Annotated in this window: 25 protein-coding genes; 9 read left to right on the plus strand and 16 right to left on the minus strand. The window is 42.2% G+C overall.

Annotation, left to right across the window (positions count from 1 at the left end):
* Positions 1-8: 8 nt before the first annotated feature.
* The gene (locus NSS77_RS01475; RefSeq protein WP_342470067.1) at positions 9-1,484 is read right to left on the minus strand and encodes a UDP-N-acetylmuramoyl-L-alanyl-D-glutamate--2,6-diaminopimelate ligase; all 1,476 of its coding nucleotides are present in this window, start codon (positions 1,482-1,484) and stop codon (positions 9-11) included.
* A 270-nt stretch (positions 1,485-1,754) separates the two neighbouring features.
* Positions 1,755-3,143: an aldehyde dehydrogenase gene (locus tag NSS77_RS01480; RefSeq protein ID WP_342470068.1), complete on the minus strand. Its 1,389-nt coding sequence runs from the start codon at positions 3,141-3,143 to the stop codon at positions 1,755-1,757.
* A 140-nt stretch (positions 3,144-3,283) separates the two neighbouring features.
* Here NSS77_RS01480 and NSS77_RS01485 point away from each other — a divergent pair, with 140 nt between their 5' ends.
* Positions 3,284-3,448, plus strand: coding sequence for a hypothetical protein (locus NSS77_RS01485; RefSeq protein WP_342470069.1), 165 nt, complete (start codon positions 3,284-3,286; stop codon positions 3,446-3,448).
* Between the two features lie 54 nt (positions 3,449-3,502).
* Here the strand turns inward: NSS77_RS01485 and NSS77_RS01490 are convergent, their stop codons facing one another.
* Positions 3,503-4,090: a phosphatidylglycerophosphatase A gene (locus NSS77_RS01490; RefSeq protein ID WP_342470070.1), complete on the minus strand. Its 588-nt coding sequence runs from the start codon at positions 4,088-4,090 to the stop codon at positions 3,503-3,505.
* A gap of 125 nt (positions 4,091-4,215) precedes the next feature.
* Between NSS77_RS01490 and NSS77_RS01495 the strand changes: the two genes are divergently transcribed.
* Together NSS77_RS01495 and NSS77_RS01500 are read left to right on the plus strand one after the other, a co-directional pair.
* Positions 4,216-4,941: an alpha/beta hydrolase-fold protein gene (locus tag NSS77_RS01495; RefSeq protein ID WP_342470071.1), complete on the plus strand. Its 726-nt coding sequence runs from the start codon at positions 4,216-4,218 to the stop codon at positions 4,939-4,941.
* Between the two features lie 68 nt (positions 4,942-5,009).
* Positions 5,010-5,525: a 2'-5' RNA ligase family protein gene (locus tag NSS77_RS01500; protein ID WP_342470072.1), complete on the plus strand. Its 516-nt coding sequence runs from the start codon at positions 5,010-5,012 to the stop codon at positions 5,523-5,525.
* A gap of 5 nt (positions 5,526-5,530) precedes the next feature.
* On the opposite strand, the gene NSS77_RS01505 is transcribed toward NSS77_RS01500, so the two are convergent.
* The 7 genes from NSS77_RS01505 to NSS77_RS01535 all read right to left on the minus strand — a co-directional run bounded on the left by NSS77_RS01505 (position 5,531) and on the right by NSS77_RS01535 (position 8,492).
* On the minus strand, positions 5,531-5,701 hold the full coding sequence (locus NSS77_RS01505; protein WP_342470073.1) for a hypothetical protein: 171 nt from the start codon (positions 5,699-5,701) through the stop codon (positions 5,531-5,533).
* A gap of 38 nt (positions 5,702-5,739) precedes the next feature.
* A complete protein-coding gene (locus tag NSS77_RS01510) occupies positions 5,740-5,985 on the minus strand; it encodes a stage VI sporulation protein F (protein ID WP_342470074.1) in 246 nt (81 codons plus the stop codon).
* 11 nt (positions 5,986-5,996) lie between these two features.
* Positions 5,997-6,140, minus strand: a complete 144-nt coding sequence (locus NSS77_RS01515) for a YjcZ family sporulation protein (protein ID WP_342471171.1) — start codon at positions 6,138-6,140, stop codon at positions 5,997-5,999.
* A gap of 134 nt (positions 6,141-6,274) precedes the next feature.
* On the minus strand, positions 6,275-6,643 hold the full coding sequence (spoVAE, locus tag NSS77_RS01520) for a stage V sporulation protein AE (protein ID WP_342470075.1): 369 nt from the start codon (positions 6,641-6,643) through the stop codon (positions 6,275-6,277).
* A gap of 9 nt (positions 6,644-6,652) precedes the next feature.
* Positions 6,653-7,648 carry a stage V sporulation protein AD gene (locus NSS77_RS01525; protein ID WP_342470076.1) on the minus strand — a complete coding sequence of 332 codons (996 nt, stop codon included), beginning with the start codon at positions 7,646-7,648 and terminating at the stop codon, positions 6,653-6,655.
* Positions 7,642-8,097 carry a stage V sporulation protein AC gene (gene spoVAC, locus NSS77_RS01530; protein ID WP_342470077.1) on the minus strand — a complete coding sequence of 152 codons (456 nt, stop codon included), beginning with the start codon at positions 8,095-8,097 and terminating at the stop codon, positions 7,642-7,644. The genes NSS77_RS01525 and spoVAC overlap by 7 nt, the downstream gene beginning before the upstream one ends.
* Entirely contained in the window at positions 8,097-8,492 is a 396-nt protein-coding gene (locus tag NSS77_RS01535; protein WP_342470078.1) for a hypothetical protein, read from the minus strand. The genes spoVAC and NSS77_RS01535 overlap by 1 nt, the downstream gene beginning before the upstream one ends.
* A gap of 154 nt (positions 8,493-8,646) precedes the next feature.
* Here NSS77_RS01535 and NSS77_RS01540 point away from each other — a divergent pair, with 154 nt between their 5' ends.
* On the plus strand, positions 8,647-9,162 hold the full coding sequence (locus tag NSS77_RS01540) for a CotY/CotZ family spore coat protein (RefSeq protein ID WP_342470079.1): 516 nt from the start codon (positions 8,647-8,649) through the stop codon (positions 9,160-9,162).
* Between the two features lie 172 nt (positions 9,163-9,334).
* On the plus strand, positions 9,335-9,679 hold the full coding sequence (locus NSS77_RS01545) for a 4-diphosphocytidyl-2C-methyl-D-erythritol kinase (RefSeq protein WP_342470080.1): 345 nt from the start codon (positions 9,335-9,337) through the stop codon (positions 9,677-9,679).
* 93 nt (positions 9,680-9,772) lie between these two features.
* Here the strand turns inward: NSS77_RS01545 and mgtE are convergent, their stop codons facing one another.
* From mgtE to NSS77_RS01570, 5 genes are all read right to left on the minus strand, one after another.
* On the minus strand, positions 9,773-11,146 hold the full coding sequence (gene mgtE / locus NSS77_RS01550) for a magnesium transporter (RefSeq protein WP_342470081.1): 1,374 nt from the start codon (positions 11,144-11,146) through the stop codon (positions 9,773-9,775).
* Positions 11,147-11,265: 119 nt separating this feature from the next.
* The gene (locus NSS77_RS01555; RefSeq protein ID WP_342470082.1) at positions 11,266-12,162 is read right to left on the minus strand and encodes an RluA family pseudouridine synthase; all 897 of its coding nucleotides are present in this window, start codon (positions 12,160-12,162) and stop codon (positions 11,266-11,268) included.
* Complete coding sequence (locus tag NSS77_RS01560) at positions 12,162-12,956, minus strand: NAD kinase (RefSeq protein ID WP_342471172.1); 795 nt, start codon at positions 12,954-12,956, stop codon at positions 12,162-12,164. The genes NSS77_RS01555 and NSS77_RS01560 overlap by 1 nt, the downstream gene beginning before the upstream one ends.
* Position 12,957: 1 nt before the next feature.
* Positions 12,958-13,623, minus strand: coding sequence for a GTP pyrophosphokinase family protein (locus tag NSS77_RS01565; RefSeq protein WP_342470083.1), 666 nt, complete (start codon positions 13,621-13,623; stop codon positions 12,958-12,960).
* 32 nt (positions 13,624-13,655) lie between these two features.
* Positions 13,656-14,042, minus strand: a complete 387-nt coding sequence (locus NSS77_RS01570; RefSeq protein ID WP_342470084.1) for a hypothetical protein — start codon at positions 14,040-14,042, stop codon at positions 13,656-13,658.
* A gap of 101 nt (positions 14,043-14,143) precedes the next feature.
* Between NSS77_RS01570 and NSS77_RS01575 the strand changes: the two genes are divergently transcribed.
* The 4 genes from NSS77_RS01575 (at position 14,144) to NSS77_RS01590 (ending at position 16,838) form a co-directional block, all read left to right on the plus strand.
* Positions 14,144-14,737 (plus strand): CYTH domain-containing protein, encoded by a 594-nt coding sequence (locus NSS77_RS01575; protein WP_342470085.1) that lies wholly within the window; start codon positions 14,144-14,146, stop codon positions 14,735-14,737.
* Entirely contained in the window at positions 14,738-15,451 is a 714-nt protein-coding gene (locus NSS77_RS01580; RefSeq protein WP_342470086.1) for a transglycosylase SLT domain-containing protein, read from the plus strand.
* Between the two features lie 164 nt (positions 15,452-15,615).
* Entirely contained in the window at positions 15,616-16,017 is a 402-nt protein-coding gene (locus NSS77_RS01585) for a globin (protein WP_342470087.1), read from the plus strand.
* Positions 16,014-16,838 carry a DsbA family protein gene (locus NSS77_RS01590; protein WP_342470088.1) on the plus strand — a complete coding sequence of 275 codons (825 nt, stop codon included), beginning with the start codon at positions 16,014-16,016 and terminating at the stop codon, positions 16,836-16,838. Before NSS77_RS01585 ends, NSS77_RS01590 begins: the two co-directional genes overlap by 4 nt.
* A gap of 564 nt (positions 16,839-17,402) precedes the next feature.
* Here NSS77_RS01590 and pepF read toward each other — a convergent pair.
* Entirely contained in the window at positions 17,403-19,208 is a 1,806-nt protein-coding gene (pepF, locus tag NSS77_RS01595; protein WP_342470089.1) for an oligoendopeptidase F, read from the minus strand.
* Positions 19,209-19,218: the final 10 nt, after the last annotated feature.

Here is a 19,218-nt window from a genome sequence, read left to right on the forward strand (position 1 = left end):
TCTAAAATTCACCCTTTGACAAATTTCAATTTTGCAGCTTCCAAGGCAATATCCGCATCACTGTGAGGATATTTTTTGTTGCCGATGATTTGATAATCTTCATGTCCTTTACCGGCAAAGATGATGACATCCCCAGGCTCCGCAACCTCGATCGCATGCCGGACCGCTTCCGCCCGGTCACCGATGCAGGCATAATTCTCATGAAGCATCCCTTTTGCCAAATCGCCTGTAATGCTATCGTAATCTTCGAAGCGGGGATCATCTGTTGTTAGCACGACGTAATCCGCTCTTGAGGCTTTCTCCGCCATGGCAGGCCGTTTGGATTTATCCCGGTTTCCTCCTGTCCCCACAAGGAAAATCAATTTATTCCCCGGCTTTTTGAATGGCATTGCCGCATCGATGGCTTTTTCGATGGCATCCGGTGTGTGGGCGTAATCGATGAAAATATGTAAAGGCAAGTCCGTTTTGATTTTTTGCATCCGCCCACGAATCGGTACCAAGTCTTCAATCTGCTCGATGATCGCCTCCATCGGGTAACCGCGGGAATATAAAACGGCGGTCGCCGCCAATATATTATAAACGTTAAATTCCCCTAACAATTGCATCGTTACCGGAAATTTTCCTTCAGGCGTAATCATATCAAAAGTCGTAAAACCTTCATTGAAACCGCAATTTTCAGCCCGGAAATGGGCATCGTTTTTCAAACCATATGTCCATATAGGGTATGGGGTCATACTTTCATATTTTTTGGACCAAGGATCATCCGCATTTAATACGGCCGCTTTATTTTTTGTCAAATCCTGGCCCAATTGGGAAAACAATAAACCTTTTGCATATCCGTATTCTTCCATCGTTCCGTGGAAATCCAAATGATCATGGGTCAAATTTGTAAACACGGCCACATCGAAATCCACCCCCGCAAGTCTTCCCAAAGCCAGGCCGTGGGAAGAGACTTCCATGACCATCGAATGGCATCCTTCCATTTTCGCACGGAATATCATTTGCTGCGTGCTTAATGCATCGCTTGTCGTATTCGCTGTTTCATAGAGCACCCCGTTCAGATTAAAACCGATGGTGCCTGATAATGCGGATTTTTCTCCCAATCCGACAAACATTTGATGAATGATGTTCGATACGCTGGTTTTCCCGTTTGTTCCTGTCACTCCAACCATCGTCAAGTCTTCAGACGGATAATCAAAAAACTTGGCGGCGATAAGCCCTAATGTCCGGTTCGTATCCGGCACGATGACTTGCGCCACATTGCCTTCCAGTTGCAACGGTCTTTCCGCGACCACCACCGTTGCCCCTTGATTGACCGCATCTTGAGCATAGTCATGGCCGTCCACCGTATATCCTTTGATGCATACAAACATGCTTTTTGGCTGAACACTTCTTGAATCATCCGAAATATCCTTGATGGTATTCGGCAACTGTCCAATCACTTGTTTCATTGGAATGACGCTCAATATTTCTTCTGTAATCATCTTTCTTCCTCCGTATTAAGCAATGGTAAGTTTCGATGAAAACGTTCCAATTTTTAACAATTGCAAAATCATATTTTCATTCGATATTTTTTCTTAATGATATCAATCATATCAAAAATAGATAAATTTCGACAAAGAGGATTCGTAGAAAAAACGAACTTTTTTCGTTATGTCGAATTTTGCCGACATGAGTTCATTTTTTTAGAATTTTCAATCAAAGTATTTTATTATATATCGTTCCCGATCACAACATCTATTCAATATTTCAAATTATCTCAACACTTTTCGCACCAATTTCACCTTTTGTTTATATGGTGGATATAATAAATTATTGGCCAATTTTGAAGATCGCTTCATGATGGATTTCGCATGGGTGAAGGTTTCGAAGCTCGCTTTGCCGTGATAGCTGTTCATTCCGGAAGGCCCGACGCCGCCAAATGGCAAATAATGATTGGCTACATGGGTCACCGTATCGTTGATGCATCCTCCGCCAAATGGGATCTCCTGTAAAAAAGCATCGATATGTTTCTCGTTTTCCGAGAAGAAGTAAGCGGCTAACGGCTTTGGAAGCTTGCGTATTTGATCAAAGGCCGAAGCGAGATTTTCGTATTTGATGATTGGAAGCAATGGCCCAAAAATTTCATCTTCCATAATCGGACTCTCCCAGCTGACATTTTCGAAAATCGTAGGTCCGATATATAAATCTTTTCTGTCCGCTCTTCCACCGAAAGTGATGTTGTCCTTTTCCGCTTGCAGCAGTTTGGCCAGGCGATCAAAATGGCGTTCATTGATGATTCGTCCGTAATCCCTGCTGGCTTGGGGATCCTTTCCATAAAATTGGACAATCGTTTTCTTCAATTTTTTGATAAACCGTTCATAGATGGAGGAATGGACCAAGACATAATCCGGTGCCACACAAGTTTGTCCGACATTGTTGAATTTCCCCCATGCTATCCGTTTAACAGCGACATCAAGATTGGCGCTTTCATCGACAATGACGGGGCTTTTCCCTCCCAGCTCAAGGGTGATTGGGGTAAGCCTTTCCGCCGCGGCGCGCATCACAATTTTCCCGACAGACACGCTGCCTGTAAAGAAAATATAATCAAAAGGGGCATGGATAAGGGCGTTTACTTCTTCCTTCTCCCCTTCCACCACCCGCACGAATTGCGGTTCAAACGTTTCTTCAATGATTGTTCTGATGATTTGCGCCGTATGGACGGAAGACTCGGAAGGTTTTACAATGGCCGTATTCCCGCCGATGATCGCACCGATTAACGGTTCCATCACCAATTGGAACGGATAATTGAAAGGTCCGATGATCAATACTGAACCATATGGCTCACGAACGATGAAGCTCTTTGCCGGTTGAAAATGCAACGGCGTTTTCACTTCCACCGGTTTTGCCCATTCATCAATGGACTTGAGCATATATTGAATGCTGTTCAAAACGAAACCGACTTCATTTGAATATGCTTCAAACTCACTTTTTCTTAAATCCAGATTCAATGCTTTTAAAATTTCTTTTTCATGTTTTATTATGGCACTTCTTAACTTCTTCAATTGTTTTTTCCGAAACTCGATGTCCCTTGTTTGACCGGAATAAAAAAATTCTTTTTGCAGGTTGATCATCTTTTCAACTTCATGCGCTTGTAATTTCATTCTTTCCCCCCAAAGTACATAAAAAATAGTTTTCAGCCCATACTAACTACAGTAATATTACTACAATTTGTTGAAGAACTACCATTAAAAGTTTGAGAATGTGCAGTCTTCACAAAAATATTGAAGAGGGGGCAAATGATATGATTTCGACAGAATATTGGTGGGAGGAAATTTTTTCAGGACCTTTGGCGATAGGGATCAATGAAGAAAAAATTCATCAATTGGAGGACGAATCATTTTTATATTTCAACGGACAATTGCCACATGAAGATGAGGATTCTTCAAATAAGGAGACAGAAAATTGAACATTGAGATAAATGCCAACAGGCTGGGCGATTTAAACCCAGCCTGTTTATTTATCATGGCTCATCATCCACCGGCAGCATTTCACCTTCCGGACCCAATTCCTTTGGATGCACATTTCGGAATGTTTCCCCTTCTTCCTCCAGATCCCGCATTTTATGGGCAATACGGCTTGCAGCACATGCCGCGATGCTCGCCACGAGATCATCCAAAAATGTATGGACATCTTTGCCATTCTTCGTATTCAATTTTTTGATAATGCCGATTTTATTTTTATCCAAATGGCCGTACGTCGTTAATGCAATGCTGCCATAAGTCATGACAGAGCTCAATGCGATCGTTTCATCGACGCCGAATAACCCCTCATCATTTTCTACAATCGTTTGCAAAGGTTCTGAAAGCATTTTTTTCTCTGCCAATTCATCCAATTCCACGCCCACGAGCACCGCATGTTGAACTTCCCGCTTCAGAAGCACCCGTTCAATCGATTGAATGCAATGTTCCAAAGTCAATCCATGATTAAAAGGCGATTGCATTTCATACACAATTTTTGCAATGTCCTCTATATTTACCCCTCTTCTTTTCAATGCTTCCTTGGCCGCTTTTGTCACATCATCTGAATGAACACGTTTATATTCTTGCATGGTGAATCCTCTCTCTTTTATATGATTTTTTCTATTTCTAATGTAAAAATATTCTTTTATTTCATCATACATGATATTTTTTTTATATGATACAATTATGAACTACAACTTAAGGAGGACAACAAGTGGAAACAGGATCCATACAAGATATTCCATTTTACAGTAATACCTTGCAGGAGAATTTCGAATTGCTGATTTATACTCCAGCAAATTATACTCCACTTAATAAATATAACATTTTAATCGCTTCTGATGGGAAAGACTATTTCCAATTAGGTGGAATTTCCCATATTGCTGATGAATTGATTGACAACTACGAAATTGAGAACTTGATTATCGTAGGTGTTCCTTACAAGGATGCACTGGATCGAAGAAGAAAATACATACCATCGGGAGAGCAGCATGAAGCCTATTTAAAATTTCTGGCCCATGAACTTGTACCCTTCATCGACAGCGAATTTTCGACAACCGAGCTTGGGTCAAGCCGGGGATTGATCGGCGATTCCATGGCTGCCACCGTGTCCCTTCTTGCCGCAATAAAATATCCGACTATTTTCGGCAAAGTGATTTTGCAATCGCCTTATGTGGATGAATCGGTGTTAAAGGCGGTTGAAGAAGCGCCGACACACGAATCTTTGGCCATTTATCACACGGTCGGAAAACAGGAATCGGAAGCTGTCACATTCTACAAAGAAGTGAAAGATTTCCTCACGCCGAACCGGAAATTGCATCAATTGTTAATATCCAAAAATTATCAACATATGTTTTATGATGAACTGGATGGCAATCACACTTGGAAATCTTGGAAACCTGATTTGAAAAGAGCCCTTTGCAATACTTTTGGGATTTAAAAATCGTGTATCTTTCGAGCATAATTTGCTATACTTAAGTAAAATTTGCATTTCAGGGAGGAAAGCGGATGAAGTTAAGTGTTGTGGCATTCCCATCAAAAAAACTGCAAGATTTGGCGAACACTTATCGTAAGCGATATGATTCCCACTATACGAAAATAACACCCTATATCACGATAAAAGAAGCTTTTGAAGTGGATGAATCGCAAATCGAAGACATTTCACATAAAATCAAATCCATCGCCAATAAATATGGTCCGCTAAAAATACACGCATCCAAAATCAGTTCCTTTTTTCCTACAACGAACGTCATCTATTTCAAGATTGAGCTGACAGAACAATTACAAAACATTCACGACGAACTGTATCGAGAAATCAACATCGGAAACCCGAAACATGTTTTTATTCCCCATATCACCATCGCCCGTGATTTGACAGCGACTGAGCATGATGACATTTTTCCTCAGCTGCGCATGATCGGGATCAACGAAAAGGAAGAAATTGACCGTATCCACCTCATTTATCAATTGGAAGACGGTTCTTGGACAACATATGAAACCTATAAATTGACCGGGGAAATGTAGGGTTTTTATTCGGCACCGTTTGATCCAAAAGCGAATGAAACCAGCATTCGCTTTTTCTTTTTATTCTCCGGCCTTTTTTCGATTTTCCGGGATGGGGATTCATCGCCCGCTGACCGAGTTTTTCCCGTTGGCGATTTCCGTCCCCCGGCTTTCCGTTTTTCCTTCCAATTAAGCAAGGGCTGCCCCCATTTTTGGCGAGACAGCCCGCTATCCTTTAGCCCAACATTCTTTGAATGCTATTTAAATCGATGGATTCTCCGTTTTGAAGGATTGAATTGACAATTTGATCTTCCAAATCTTTTGAAATCGGTTTGTTCGCCAATTGGCTAACCCGGCGAACAATTTTCCTTACCTGTTTTTCATTCGTAAAGTCTGCATGCTGTATTGCGTTTGCCAGTGCGAAGATTTCTTCCATGCTTACGCCGGTCTTTTTTTCGATTTGTTTAAAAAAATGATTCATGGCTCCCCTCCTTACCACTTGCTACAGCTGCCCACGATAATCAATAAAATGAATAATACAACGATCAGTACAAAAAGATCACCGTTGTATTTACATTTACCTTTATAATATGACGGACTTACATAAGATGGTCCGCAATAGTCGACAGGGCTCATTTGCATCGGTCCCATTTGCATCGGCCCCATTTGGCTGTATTGTTGGCATCCACATTTATCCCACATAAGAATTCCCCTCCTTTCTTTACTGTTGTAGTGTATGCATCACTGCAACGGTAAGGAGGGGTATTCGTCTAATTCACTTTTCCTTTTGATTTAAAAACTAGGGCGGCAATAAACCCGAAGACGATGGCAGAACTGATTCCCGAGCTTGTCACTTCGAACATTCCCGTCAAAACACCAACCCAGCCATGCTTTTCCGCTTCCGAAATCGCCCCTTGGGTTAATGAATGGCCGAAAGAAGTGATGGGAATTGTCGCTCCGCCACCCGCCAAATCAATCAATGGTTGATACCAACCTAATCCGGAAACAATGGAACCTGCAACAACAAGGATGGACAATGTTTTTCCGGGAGTCATTTTTCCCACATCCATCAGCAACTGTCCAATCGCACAAATGATACCGCCGACAATAAATGCAAGTATAAAGTCCATTATGATCATGTTATGGCCTCACTCCATCGTCACTTCGATTGCATGGGCAGTGCAAGGAATCGTTTCTCCTTGCTGGAACGTCAATGGGGAGAGGAGGGAGCCGGTTGCCACGAGCAACACCCGTTTAAAGCGCCCACCTTTCAATTGCTGTAATACATAGCTGAAATAAACGGAAGCGGAACAGCCGGCACCGCTTGCCCCAGCCAAAAAGGATGGATCTTCCCCATAAAATTCTGCCCCGGCGTCACGGAAAATATTGCAATCCGCTTCACTTGCACCTGTCTCTTGAAACATCCGTTTCAAGATTTGCAGCCCGATTTTTCCCAAATCTCCTGTCATAATCATGTCGTAATCTGTTATTTTTTGATTCCGTTTTTCCAAATGCCTTTGGATCGTATCATATGCAGCCGGCGCCATCGCAGCTCCCATATGGAATGGATCCGTTTGTCCGTAGTCGATGACTTTTCCAACCGTCGCCGCTGCAATGGAAGGGCATTTCGGGGTGTGTTCCCCAATCAAAGTGAAGCCCGCAGCGGTAACAGTCCATTGGGCAGTGGCCGGTTTTTGACCACCGTAATATACAGGGTACCGGAATTGCCGTTCCACTGAATTATGTTGACTGGAGGCACCCGCAATGGCATATTTCGAAGCTCCCAATTCCGTCAATACACTTGCAATAATGACGGAAGATACGGATGTTGCACAGGCTGAAAATAATCCGATAAATGATGCCGCAATCTCCTTGGCGGCAAAATTCGTCGGGGTCATTTGGTTCACTAAATCCCCCGCCAAAAAGAAATCGATATCCAAACGGTTCAAGTCCGCCTTTTTCAATATGATTTCGCATGCTTCTTGAATCATCTTTGCATTTCCTTGCTCATTCGTCGCCTGGTGCCAGCGTTCATCCTCCATGACAGAATCAAAATAGGAATAGAACACGCTCTTTCTTTCCAACGGCCCTGCGACAGCCGCGCTTGCAATAATGGAAGGTTTGCTCTGAAACACGATCACCATTCGATAACACCCATTGTCACAAGAATTAATTTAATCAAAGCGACGACAAATGCGGAAGCGACACCGAATAAAATGACTGAACCTGCCAATTTAAACATATTGCCTCCCACTCCAAGCACAAAACCTTCCGTTTTATGTTCAATGGCTGCCGAAATCACCGCGTTGCCAAAACCCGAAACCGGCACCGCACTTCCCGCTCCCGCAAATTGGCCGAGTTTTTGATACAAACCGAAACCTGTCAGCAGCATGGAGAGGAAAATCATGGTCGCAGCAGTCGGGTTTCCCACCGTTTTTTCCGTAAAATCAAAAAAAATGATATAAAAATATGTGATTGCATGTCCGATCGTGCATATTAGGCCGCCAACCAAAAATGCTTTCAACACATTTTTGACATAGGGGGTGCTGGGTGTGATCTGCTGTTCAATTTGCTCAAATTGTTCCTGATTCATTACGTTTCCTCCTTCTTCAGCTTCTTTAGTTTTTCCACTTTCTCCTTCACTTTTTCACTGTCTTCTTCATCCAAAAGTTTTTGGGCTTCCCAATAAAGTTTGTAATCCGAGGAAACTGTGATGTCATATTCAGGAAAACTTTCTTTCAGCTTCTTTTTTAAGTTCTTTTCAATTTTTGTTTTTTTATAATCAAGCCATGGTTTTGCCTGGACTGCAACCATCAACTGATCTTCCACAAAAATTGCTCTTCCGCTGTAGATGGACTCTTCATTTTCCATGATCGCCTTCACTTCTTCCGCTTCTTCGCCCCCAAGATTATTGACTTCCAGCGTTTTCTCATCATTGCATCCCATTAATAAAATGGCGAAGCATATGGGAAGTGCCATTTTTTTCAAGCTGCATCCCCCTTTTTAATGTCATTATGCGTTTTCATAAAAAAAACTATTCAAGAAAAATGACCTAACGTTTCCGCCCATAGACTATCGCCCGATTGTCAAGAGCACTTTTTCATATTGTAGATTGAACAAAAATAAGTGAGGTGAAAAGACAATGGGTTGTGGAAGAAAACATTCTGAAAGTTCATCTCTTGGCCGTCGTCGTCATGAAGGATGCATCTGCGAAGTAGTAGAGACAATTTTGGAACTTCAAAACCATGTTGTGGAAGAAGATGACGATACTTGCGGAACTAGCTGCTTTTTGGAACCGCTTGGAGGAATCAACAACAAGCATCGCCGAAACCATGCGGATACAAGAGTATTTATGTTATTGACAGAAGATGGATCTCCGTTTAAAGTCATGTTCTATGACAAAGAGTATGGATGGTACAAAACGCCATTCTTCAGGGTGGAAGACATGTTTGGCGATTGCTGTGCAACACTCCGGGCAATCGCTCCAACCAGCGAAGCATACGAACCAATCTCTGTTGTTGACGGGGAACTTGATGCCAGTGGAATGATGGATTTCTACCACTTCAAGAAAACAGACACATGCGTGACAGTTGATTTATCGCGCTTTACTGGAATTCAATGCGTTGCGGATGTAAATTTGCACATTCATAAGAAATAATCCGAAGGGGCCTTTCCGCTCCTTCTTTTTATTTGTTTTTCCTTAACCGAAGTTTACCCATTATCGCCCTTCCAACCATTTAACGACACCGCCTTTCTTGGGCCAATCAGGTTGGACGGCAGTCACGAAAATGGATGAGTTGCATATTGTATGAAAAAAAGGATGTGCATCATTGGAAGAGCCATTGCTATTTATTCAAACTCCGCCTTTTTATTACGTCGAGGTTGATGAAGATACGGAAGAAGCCTCTCTTGAAGAGAGCACTTCAGTGTATGAACTTTCGCGGAGAGAGCGGATCAAAAATCCGGTCATCGCAAGGCAGCTGCATTATTTTTCACAACCTGTCAACCGCAAAAATCGATGTTTGACCTTTCATCTGACAAATGGAGAAAAAATTACAGGGTTTATAGAAGGAATGGATGGAATACTGATCAAAGTCCGCACCCTCAATGAAACAAAGACCATCAATGCCAACGAGATCGAATCCATCTCGATCGCACCCAAAGGATTAAAATGACTTCTTGTCCACTCCCCCCATTCTTATTTCAATAATAAAAAGAAAAAAATCTGCCCACTATCCATTATGTAGGCAGATTTTTTTCTTTTTGCATCAGATCTGTCCGAGCAACAATGTCGCCAAGCCCAAATAAATCAAAATACTGGTAATATCATTTAACGTGGTGATGAAAGGACCTGACGCCACCGCAGGATCAATGCCCAATTTATGAATAAGAAGCGGAATGAAAGATCCTGCGATTGTCGCTACAAAAATGGAGCAACAAATGGCCGTTCCAACAAGCAATCCGATCATCAAAGACTGCTTCCATAAAAACACCACGCCAACAACAATCAAACCGCAAGCAATTCCTGTGATCAATCCGGTCCCCATTTCCCGGAAGATCATTTTCAATTTGCTTTTTTCATCAATTTCTCCCGTTGCAATCCCGCGCACAACAACGGCCAATGCTTGAGTGCCGCTATTGCCGCTTGTCCCGGAAATGAGAGGGATAAATAAAGCGAGCAATGCCACCTTTTCAAGGGTTGCTTCAAACTGCCCCATCAAGGTCGCGGTGATCATGCCCAAAAACAGCAGCATCACCAGCCACGGCAATCGCTGTTTGGCCGCTTTTAACGGGCTTGCATCGATATCATCTATATCGGAAATCCCCGCCAATTTCGAATAGTCGTCGCTTGCTTCTTCATCAATGACATCGATGATATCGTCGACCGTAATAATCCCTTGTAAAACCTGCTGATCATCGACTACCGGAACAGCCACAAAATTATAATCTTTGAAAATCTGGGCAATGTCTTCCTGGTCGTCTGTCAATTTTACATAGACCACCCGATCGTTCATAATGTCCCGAAGCAAAGTATCTTCGTCCGCCAGAATGAGTTCCCTCAATGACAAAACGCCGGTTAACCGATGATTTTCATCAACAACATAAATATAATAAATGGTTTCCGCATTCGGCGCCTCTTTTCGGAGCACATTCATTGCCGAACGGATCGTGGAATTTTCTTGGATGGATACGTATTCCGTTGTCATGAGGGAACCGGCAGTATATTTTTCATACCCGAGCAATTCCGAAATTTCTTCTGCCGTTTCCTCATCCATCAGTTCAAGAAAATTATCGCGGTCATTTTCATCCAATTCATTCAAAACATCGACCACATCGTCGGTATACATGCAAGACAGCATTTCCGCCGCATAGGTCGGATCCATTTCCTTAATAAAATGTTCAATCTCTTCATCGTCCAATTCGATGGCTTCATAAATTTCAGCCATCTCTGCGGGAGACAAAAAATGATACATCGTCTTTCGTATGTCAGGTCCAACCTTTTCATAAAATTGGGCTTGATCATACGCATGCAGTGACAAAAAATGTTCACGGAATTCGTCAATATCCCCATCAATCAACCATTGGATCAATTGGTTTTCATCATAAGAAACATCCCGTTTTTCATCTTTTTCTTCGATCATTTTGTCCCCCTCCTCTCAACCTCAATTCAATGATAGGTTGCATTGATTCATACGACAATAGATTTTTTATGAATTCTTTTCCCATCAAATGAAAAAAGATGTCCGATATGTTCGAACATCTAATTATGGATTATTTTTTTCATTGAATCAACTATTTCGCTGGAAAATATGAATTTTTCCCTGGATAATGGATGAAAGAATTCCAACTGGACACAATGGAGGGCTTGACGATCGAAGAACTCTTGGTTTCCGCCATAAAGATCGTCTCCGACAAGGGGATGGCCGATATGGGACATATGGACGCGAATTTGGTGGGTTCTTCCTGTATGCAACCGCAATCGTACGTGGGAAAGGGGCTCCCGCTGATAGACGAAATGTTTTAAAACTTTCACATCCGTATGGGCGAATTGGCCGTCTTTCCTCACTTCCCGTTCAATAATGCTTGTGCTTTTCCGTCCAATGGGGAGAATGATGGACACATCCGATGACACATGCCCGTGCACAATGGCTTCATATTCTTTTCGGATCAATCCCTTTTGCAATTGCAAGCTCATTAAATGGTGAATATGGCGGTGTTTGGCAATGCAAACAAGGCCCGAAGTATCCCGATCGAGTCTTGTGACGACATGGATGGTGGAATCAATCCCGCGCTCCTGAAAATATCCGTAAACATAATTGGCAATGCTTCCCGCCGGATGTTCCCGCGATGGAATTGTGTTGATATAAGGCGGTTTATCAATGATTAATAGCGCGTCATCCTCATAAATAATATTCAAATCTCCCTGTTCGGGCTCCAAGGAATCACTGGCTTTTTCTTCCGGAAAAATGATGGTGATTTCATCTCCCTTTGAAAGGATGTGACGGACATTTCTTTCCTCGCCGTTCACTAAAATCTTGCCGCCGCGATATTTGATATCCGTCAACGCCCTGCTGGAGATTTCCTGCTTTTGAATCGCATCCCTCAATAACTCTCCATCTTTTGTGGCTTGAAACTGCATTTTAAATGGCATGAACATCACTCGCTTGCGATAAAGGAATCATGGACTCTTTCCCAAAACGGAAACGGTCGGAATCGTGCAAATCGCACTTTTTCTTTTGCCACTCTGAAAATGACATGATCCAATTCCGTATGGTCCAATTGCAGATGGTCCACCGTCATCGTAAAGGTTTGGTTTTTTACCGGTTTCAGTTTACATGTGTGATGAGCCGGCAAGACGAGAGGGGAGCCGATTGTCCGGAATACCCGGTTATTGATGGACGCCATTTCCGTCACTTGGATCGCTTGCAACGTAGGATGGATGATGGCACCGCCCAACGCTTTATTGTATGCCGTACTGCCCGATGGTGTGGAAATGCATAAACCGTCGCCGCGGAAACGTTCAAAATGCCGATCATTCAAATAAACATCCATCACGAGCGTGACACTTGGGGATTTGATCGTCGCTTCATTCAGGGCAAGATATGTGCTGATTTCCGAATGATTGTTGCACACACTCACTTCCAATAATGGATATTCAACAACCCGGTATTGATTTTTTGCAATGCATAGCACCAATTTTTCCAATTCGGAAGGTTTCCAGTCAGCGTAAAACCCTAAATGCCCTGTATGGATCCCTACAAAGGATACTTTATCCAACCGGTTGATATGATGATGGAAAGCATGGAGAAGGGTGCCATCTCCGCCAATGGAAATGACGATGTCCGGTTCCTTTTCATCCAATACTAATCCAAAATCTTGTAAGTAATTCGTTGCAAGTTCCTTCAATTCATTGGATTGCGAATCATTGCGTGATTGAATGGAAAACTTCAAACTATTCACGCTCCTTTTCCTCTCGGATCTTCGGATTTTGAGCTTCCTTATTTTCGCTGAAAAAAGCCTGGGCCTCCTGGATTTCATGTCTGATCGACGACATTTCTTCATCCAGTCGAAATGCGGCTTCAGCTGCGCGCTTCAAGCGCAATTTGATTTCTTCCGGGAAGTCGCCTTTATATTTGTAATTTAAAGAATGTTCGATTGATGCCCAAAAATTCATGGCCAGCGTGCGGATTTGTATTTCGACCAGCACCGTCTTTTTGCCTTTCACCGTTTCCACCGGATATTCCGCAATCATATGATAGGAACGGTAGCCGCTCGGTTTTTTATTCGTAATATAATCCTTTTCCTCAATGACCTTTAAATCTTCCCGCCCGCGGATTAAATTGACGACCGTCGATATATCATCCACAAACTGGCACATAATGCGGATGCCGGCGATGTCTTGCAGTTCTCTTGCCAATTGTTCGGAAGGTTCAAAGGGTACGCCTTTTTCAATGCTTTTGTCGTATATGCTTGCCAGCGGTTTTACCCGGCCGGTCACAAATTCGATGGGTGAAGTCAACCCTTCTGTCGTAAACTGGGATCGCATCCCCCGGAATTTCACTTTCAACTCATCCACTGCTTGTTTATAAGGCTCCAAAAAACGTTCCCATTGCCCCATATTCATACCCCCAATACTCGCTGCAAAAACGGTTACTGCTTCTTTAAAATATCACTGAAAGTTTCTTCGACTGCTTGTACAAAGGCTTCGCCATAATTGCCGTTGCCTTCGATGTTAAACACGAGCATTTCCAATTCATTCGCAAAATTTTGTAATAAAATCATTTCACCATTTTTCGCCAACAGTGGATCTTTCTTCGTTTCCAAGACGGAAACAAGCCCGTTCCAGACTTTTTTCGGAAATTGCAAATAACTGTAATGGTCGCCTTCATCCACAACGTATACAAATGCAATTCCATCCGAATCCGTCAACACCTGGCCAGCCGGCTCGATTTGTATTTTCAACGGACTTTCGTTTAAACTAAAATAAAGGTTGTCATTTTCAAAACGAAAATCATCGATGACATATACATTGCGCATTTATAACAATCCCTTCCAACCATTTCTCCTCATATTTTAACACAGCAGGAACTATTTTCGATAAAAAGCTTATGAAAAACCATAACGAAAGGGAAAAACAAATGATCCAGGAATATGAAATTGAATATAAAAATGTTTTGACGAAAGAACAATATGAGCAATTACTGGAAGAATTCAACATACAGCCGCAACAAATCGTCCGGCAAGTGAACCATTACCTTGATACAAAACATTGGCACTTGAAAACATTATCAAGCGCCCTCCGCATCCGGGAACAAAAAGGAAAAATTGTATGCACTTTAAAGGAACAGACGGCTGAACATATCCACTTGGAAACAACGGATATTTTAACGGAAGAGCAAAGGGATGAAATACTTGAAGGAAAAAGCTTTTCGGCACCTTCCGTCAGGGAAAGACTGGTGGAGTTGCGGGTGCCGGTCGAAGAATTGCGCCTCTTTGGAACATTGACAACGGATCGGGTGGAAGTTCCATATGAAGGAGGAATCCTCGTTTTTGACCACTCCTTCTATTTGCACTGCGACGATTATGAGGTAGAATATGAAACAAAAGATTCCACACTCGGAAAAAAACTGTTTTTAACATTTTTGCGGGAGCGTAAAATAAATATTCAAACAGCCGACAAAAAAATTGCCCGCTTCATGAAGGCTTTACAGGAGAGAAAGGAGGAACAATGAATGGACGCAGCCATGATGAAAACCATTTTGGAAATCGATGCACTCCGTTCGCTGGACACCACTTCCGTCAATTCGACGGATGGAGACAGCTTGTTTGCCGAAATTTTTTCGGAAATATTGGCACAAACCCAGGCAAGCGATAATGTGGAAAGTGCGCTTTTAAAAGCCATAGACAACTTTTCCGAAGAAAACGGGTTAAATGATGAAGTGAAGAACTATTTATCCAATTACTTATTATCCAATCCCAATCCTTACATAACGAAAGCGTATGAAAAAGTCATAAACAATGCCGGTTCCGCAACCGAATCAGTCGGAGCATCGGCAACGGCAACGGATGCCAAATATTTGGATATCGTGAAAAAAGCTTCCGCCCGGTTTGGGGTACCTGAAAAACTTATCCTTGCAGTGATCAAACAGGAATCGAATTTCAATCCGAATGCGGTGAGCTCTGCAGGGGCAACCGGGCTGATGCAACTCATGCCGGGCACCGCGAAATATTTGGGTGTATCCAACTTAAAGGACCCTGAGCAAAACATTATGGGCGGCACAAAGTATTTGCGCCAAATGCTTGACCAATTCAACAACAATTTTGAATTGGCGTTGGCGGCCTACAATGCGGGACCTGGAAATGTGAAAAAATACGGGGGCATTCCTCCGTTCAAAGAAACTCAAAACTATGTGAAGAAAGTGCTAACCTACTATAAAAACATGTAAATGCTTATGATTTCTATATTTCTCCTTGTTTATCAACACTTGCTGTAAGCGATTTGTTTGAGAAAATGCCTGGTCGTTGATAGAATGAATAATATCAAAGGCAGGTCTTCATATTTCGGTCACAATTACGCATATGCGGAAAAGTGGATAAAGGAGTTACACCTATGAATGAAAAATACAAGGTTCCTTATGAGGAAATAGGTGCTGAAAAGTTGAAAGAACTTATTCATGCATTTTATAAACGGGTTGATGTGCATCCATTACTCCGACCTTTGTTTCCGGATGATTTGAAAGAAACCATTCGCAAACAAATTCAATTTCAAACTCAATATTTAGGCGGCCCCAATTTATTTACACAAGAACATGGCCATCCAATGATGAGAGCAAGGCATATGCGGTTTAAAATCACGCCCGATCATGCCCAGGCTTGGCTGGAATGCATGAATGAAGCAATGGATGAAGTAGGGCTTGAAGGACCGTTACGCGAACAATATTTTCAACGTCTTGTGTTGACCGCGCATCATATGATCAATGCGCCGAACGAGGATGAGGGGGGATTCGATTGAATAATATCCAACTGTTGTCAGAACCTGTTGCATCCGAGAAAACAACGAAACCGATCGAGTTATATGTTTTTATTGACCCGCTTTGTCCAAATGCCTTCAAAATGCAGTCAATGTTAAAAAAGCTCCAATTGGAGTATGAACATTATTTCACTTGGAGATACGTGTTAAGCACAGAATTGACCACTTTAAACTGTGTCACACGGCGTATCAAAGGGTGTTTAACAGGTGCTGATGTGGATATTACTCATCCTGCCTTACCCTCCCTTGCAATAAAGGCAGCCGAATTGCAAGGAAAAAAAGCGGCGAACCGTTATATCCGGAAGCTGCAGGAACACGTATTATTGGAAACGAAAAACGTCCTCTCCTATACGTCTTTGATCGACATTGCCAAGGAAGCGAAGTTGGATCAGGAAGAGTTCATTAAAGACTTTGGATCAAAAGAAGCGGTGCGGGCCTTCCAATGTGATTTATACATCACACGGGAAATGGAAATCGATGAAGTTCCAAGCATCGTATTCTTCAATGAATGTATCGAAGACGAAGGGTTAAAAGTAAGCGGAATGTATTCTTACGAAATTTATGTCCAAATCTTGCAAGAGATGTTGGACGAGGAAATCGTCAGAAAACCGCTGCCAACCTTCGAAGAACTGTTCCAACGTTTTCAATATTTGACGACCGATGAAGTGGCAAGCATTTATTCCATCTCCGTGAGCGATGCGGAGCGGGAATTGAAAAAACGCATGCTGCAGCAAAAAATCGAGCGTATTTCAAACGATGCGGTGACATTATGGAGGCTTAAACAACCGACCTTTTCATTCTAGCAATTGTTTTATATAGTATCATCACAGATTTTTTCACATGTAGGCATTTCGGTGTCTACATTTTTTTTGCACCTTTTTTTGCAGGGTTGATGGTTTTGTGGATGAATGATTTTTTTCATTTTGGGAATAGATCGCATTTTGAAAAAGAAGAGGATATGAAAGTAAAAGAGGCATTTGCTTTCGCAAATGCCTCTTTACACAAAGGGGATGGGAGAAATGTTCACGTTCAAACAAAGGGGTGTATGTTTGATATGTGATTTATTTCACGTTTATAATTTATCATGGAATAATAATTAATGCAATAAATACGACGTGATTTTCACAAATTCGACATATTGTAAACACTTTCAAAAAACTTTCGAAAAATATTGAAATATTAAGAAAAATTGTCCCATTGAACGAATATTTCCATCGTCAACATTCGTTCACATTCTACAAAACTAACATACTTAAAAAGTTATATAAGAATAATTTTTAAAAGAAGAAAAAAACGCTTCAAAAGAGAATTCAACTCCCTTTTGAAGCATTTTTACTAATTTGAGCGTGTTTATTGTGGCAAAATCACTATTTTAACAACAGAGATTCCAATTCATTTAATTTTTCTTCAAACACTTTGCAAGCTTGGGCGATCGGTTCTCTGGATTCCATGTCAACTCCGGCTTTTCTCAGCACTTCAATTGGGAAATCGGAACATCCGGCTTTCAGGAAGTTGTTGATGTAACGGTCCACCGCCGGTTTTCCTTCCTCCAATATTTGACGGCTCAAAGCGACTGCCGCACTTTGACCTGTCGCATATTGATAAACGTAGTAATTGTAATAGAAGTGCGGGATTCTCGCCCATTCCAAGCCGATTTCTTCATCCACCGTCATTTCTTCGCCAAAGTATTGTTTATTCAAATCATAATAAATTTCCGTCAACCGTTCTGCCGTGATGGCTTCCCCGTTCCGGTCCATTTCGTGGATCATATGTTCAAATTCCGCAAACATCGTTTGTCGGTAAACCGTGCTTCTGAAGCTGTCCAGCCAATGGTTGAGAAGATAAAGCTTCACTTGCTTATCATCGGTTGTTTTCAATAAATGATCGAACAACAGCTCCTCATTGCATGTGGAAGCGACTTCCGCAACGAAAATGGAGTAGTCCGCATAAGGATATGGCTGGTTTTTTCTCGTATAGTAGCTGTGCATACTGTGGCCGAATTCATGGGCCAATGTGAATAAGTTGTCGATATTGTTTTGCCAGTTCATCAATACATACGGATTTGTGCCATAGGTTCCCGAAGAATAGGCCCCGCTGCGTTTTCCTTTATTCTCCAACACATCCACCCAGCGGCTGTTCAACCCTTCCTGCACAATGGATTGATATTCTTCCCCCAATGGAGCGAAACTTTTCACCATTATCTCTTTCGCCTTTTCATACGGCATGTCGATTTTCACTTTCTTTACAAGGGGAACGAACAGGTCATACATGTGCAATTCATCGAGTTCCAACGCTTTTTTGCGCACCTTTACATAACGATGCAGAGCAGGCAAATATTCATGGATCGTTTCAATCAATTGATCATACACTTTTTCCGGGATGTTGTTGCTTGCAAGTGCGCGATGGCGTGCGGAATTGTAGTTGCGGATTCTCGCATACACATTGTGCGCTTTCACGTTGCCCGCCAATGTGGAAGCAAAGGTGTTAATGAACTTGCCGTACGTGTCATACATCGCTTTGAAAGCATTTTTTCTCACGTCACGGTCTTCGCTTTCCAAAAACGTGATGTAATTGCCGTGAGTGAGCTGCACTTCTTCGCCTTCATCATTTTTTATGACCGGAAATTCCAAATCCGCATTGTTCAACGCGCTGAAAGTGGTGCCTGGAGAGCTTGTCACTTCGGAAAATTGGGCCAAAATGGCTTCTTTGTCCGCCGTCAATACATGCGGACGCTGCAAGTTCAATTCTTTGAACATTTGCGTATAAAGGCGCAATGGTTCATGTTCATCCAAATATTGCTGAATTTGTTCCTCTGACAAAGATAAAATTTCCGGTGTCAAGAAAGACCAGGCGGCGTTGATTTTTGCGCCTAAAGAACGAGCGCGGCTTTCCATCCCTTGATATTTGCTTTTCGTTGTGTCTTCGTCATGTTTTAAATGGCTATAAACGTAAAGCTTACCAAAGCGTTCAGAAATTTTGTCGCTGAACTGCAATGTTTCATATAAACTTTTTGCGCTTTCTGTCGCTTTGCCCTTATATTTTTCCGCTTCTCCTATTAGTTGTTCAAGCTCTTTAAATTCTTGTTCCCATGCCTCGTCTGAAGGGAAAATCGTCGATAAATCCCAAGTCAGTTCCACTGGCACTTCTTCGCGTGTCATCAGTTTTTTTGCCATAAGAATGCCC

This window comes from Ureibacillus sp. FSL K6-3587 (genome assembly GCF_038593165.1).
GTDB lineage: Bacteria > Bacillota > Bacilli > Bacillales_A > Planococcaceae > Ureibacillus > Ureibacillus suwonensis.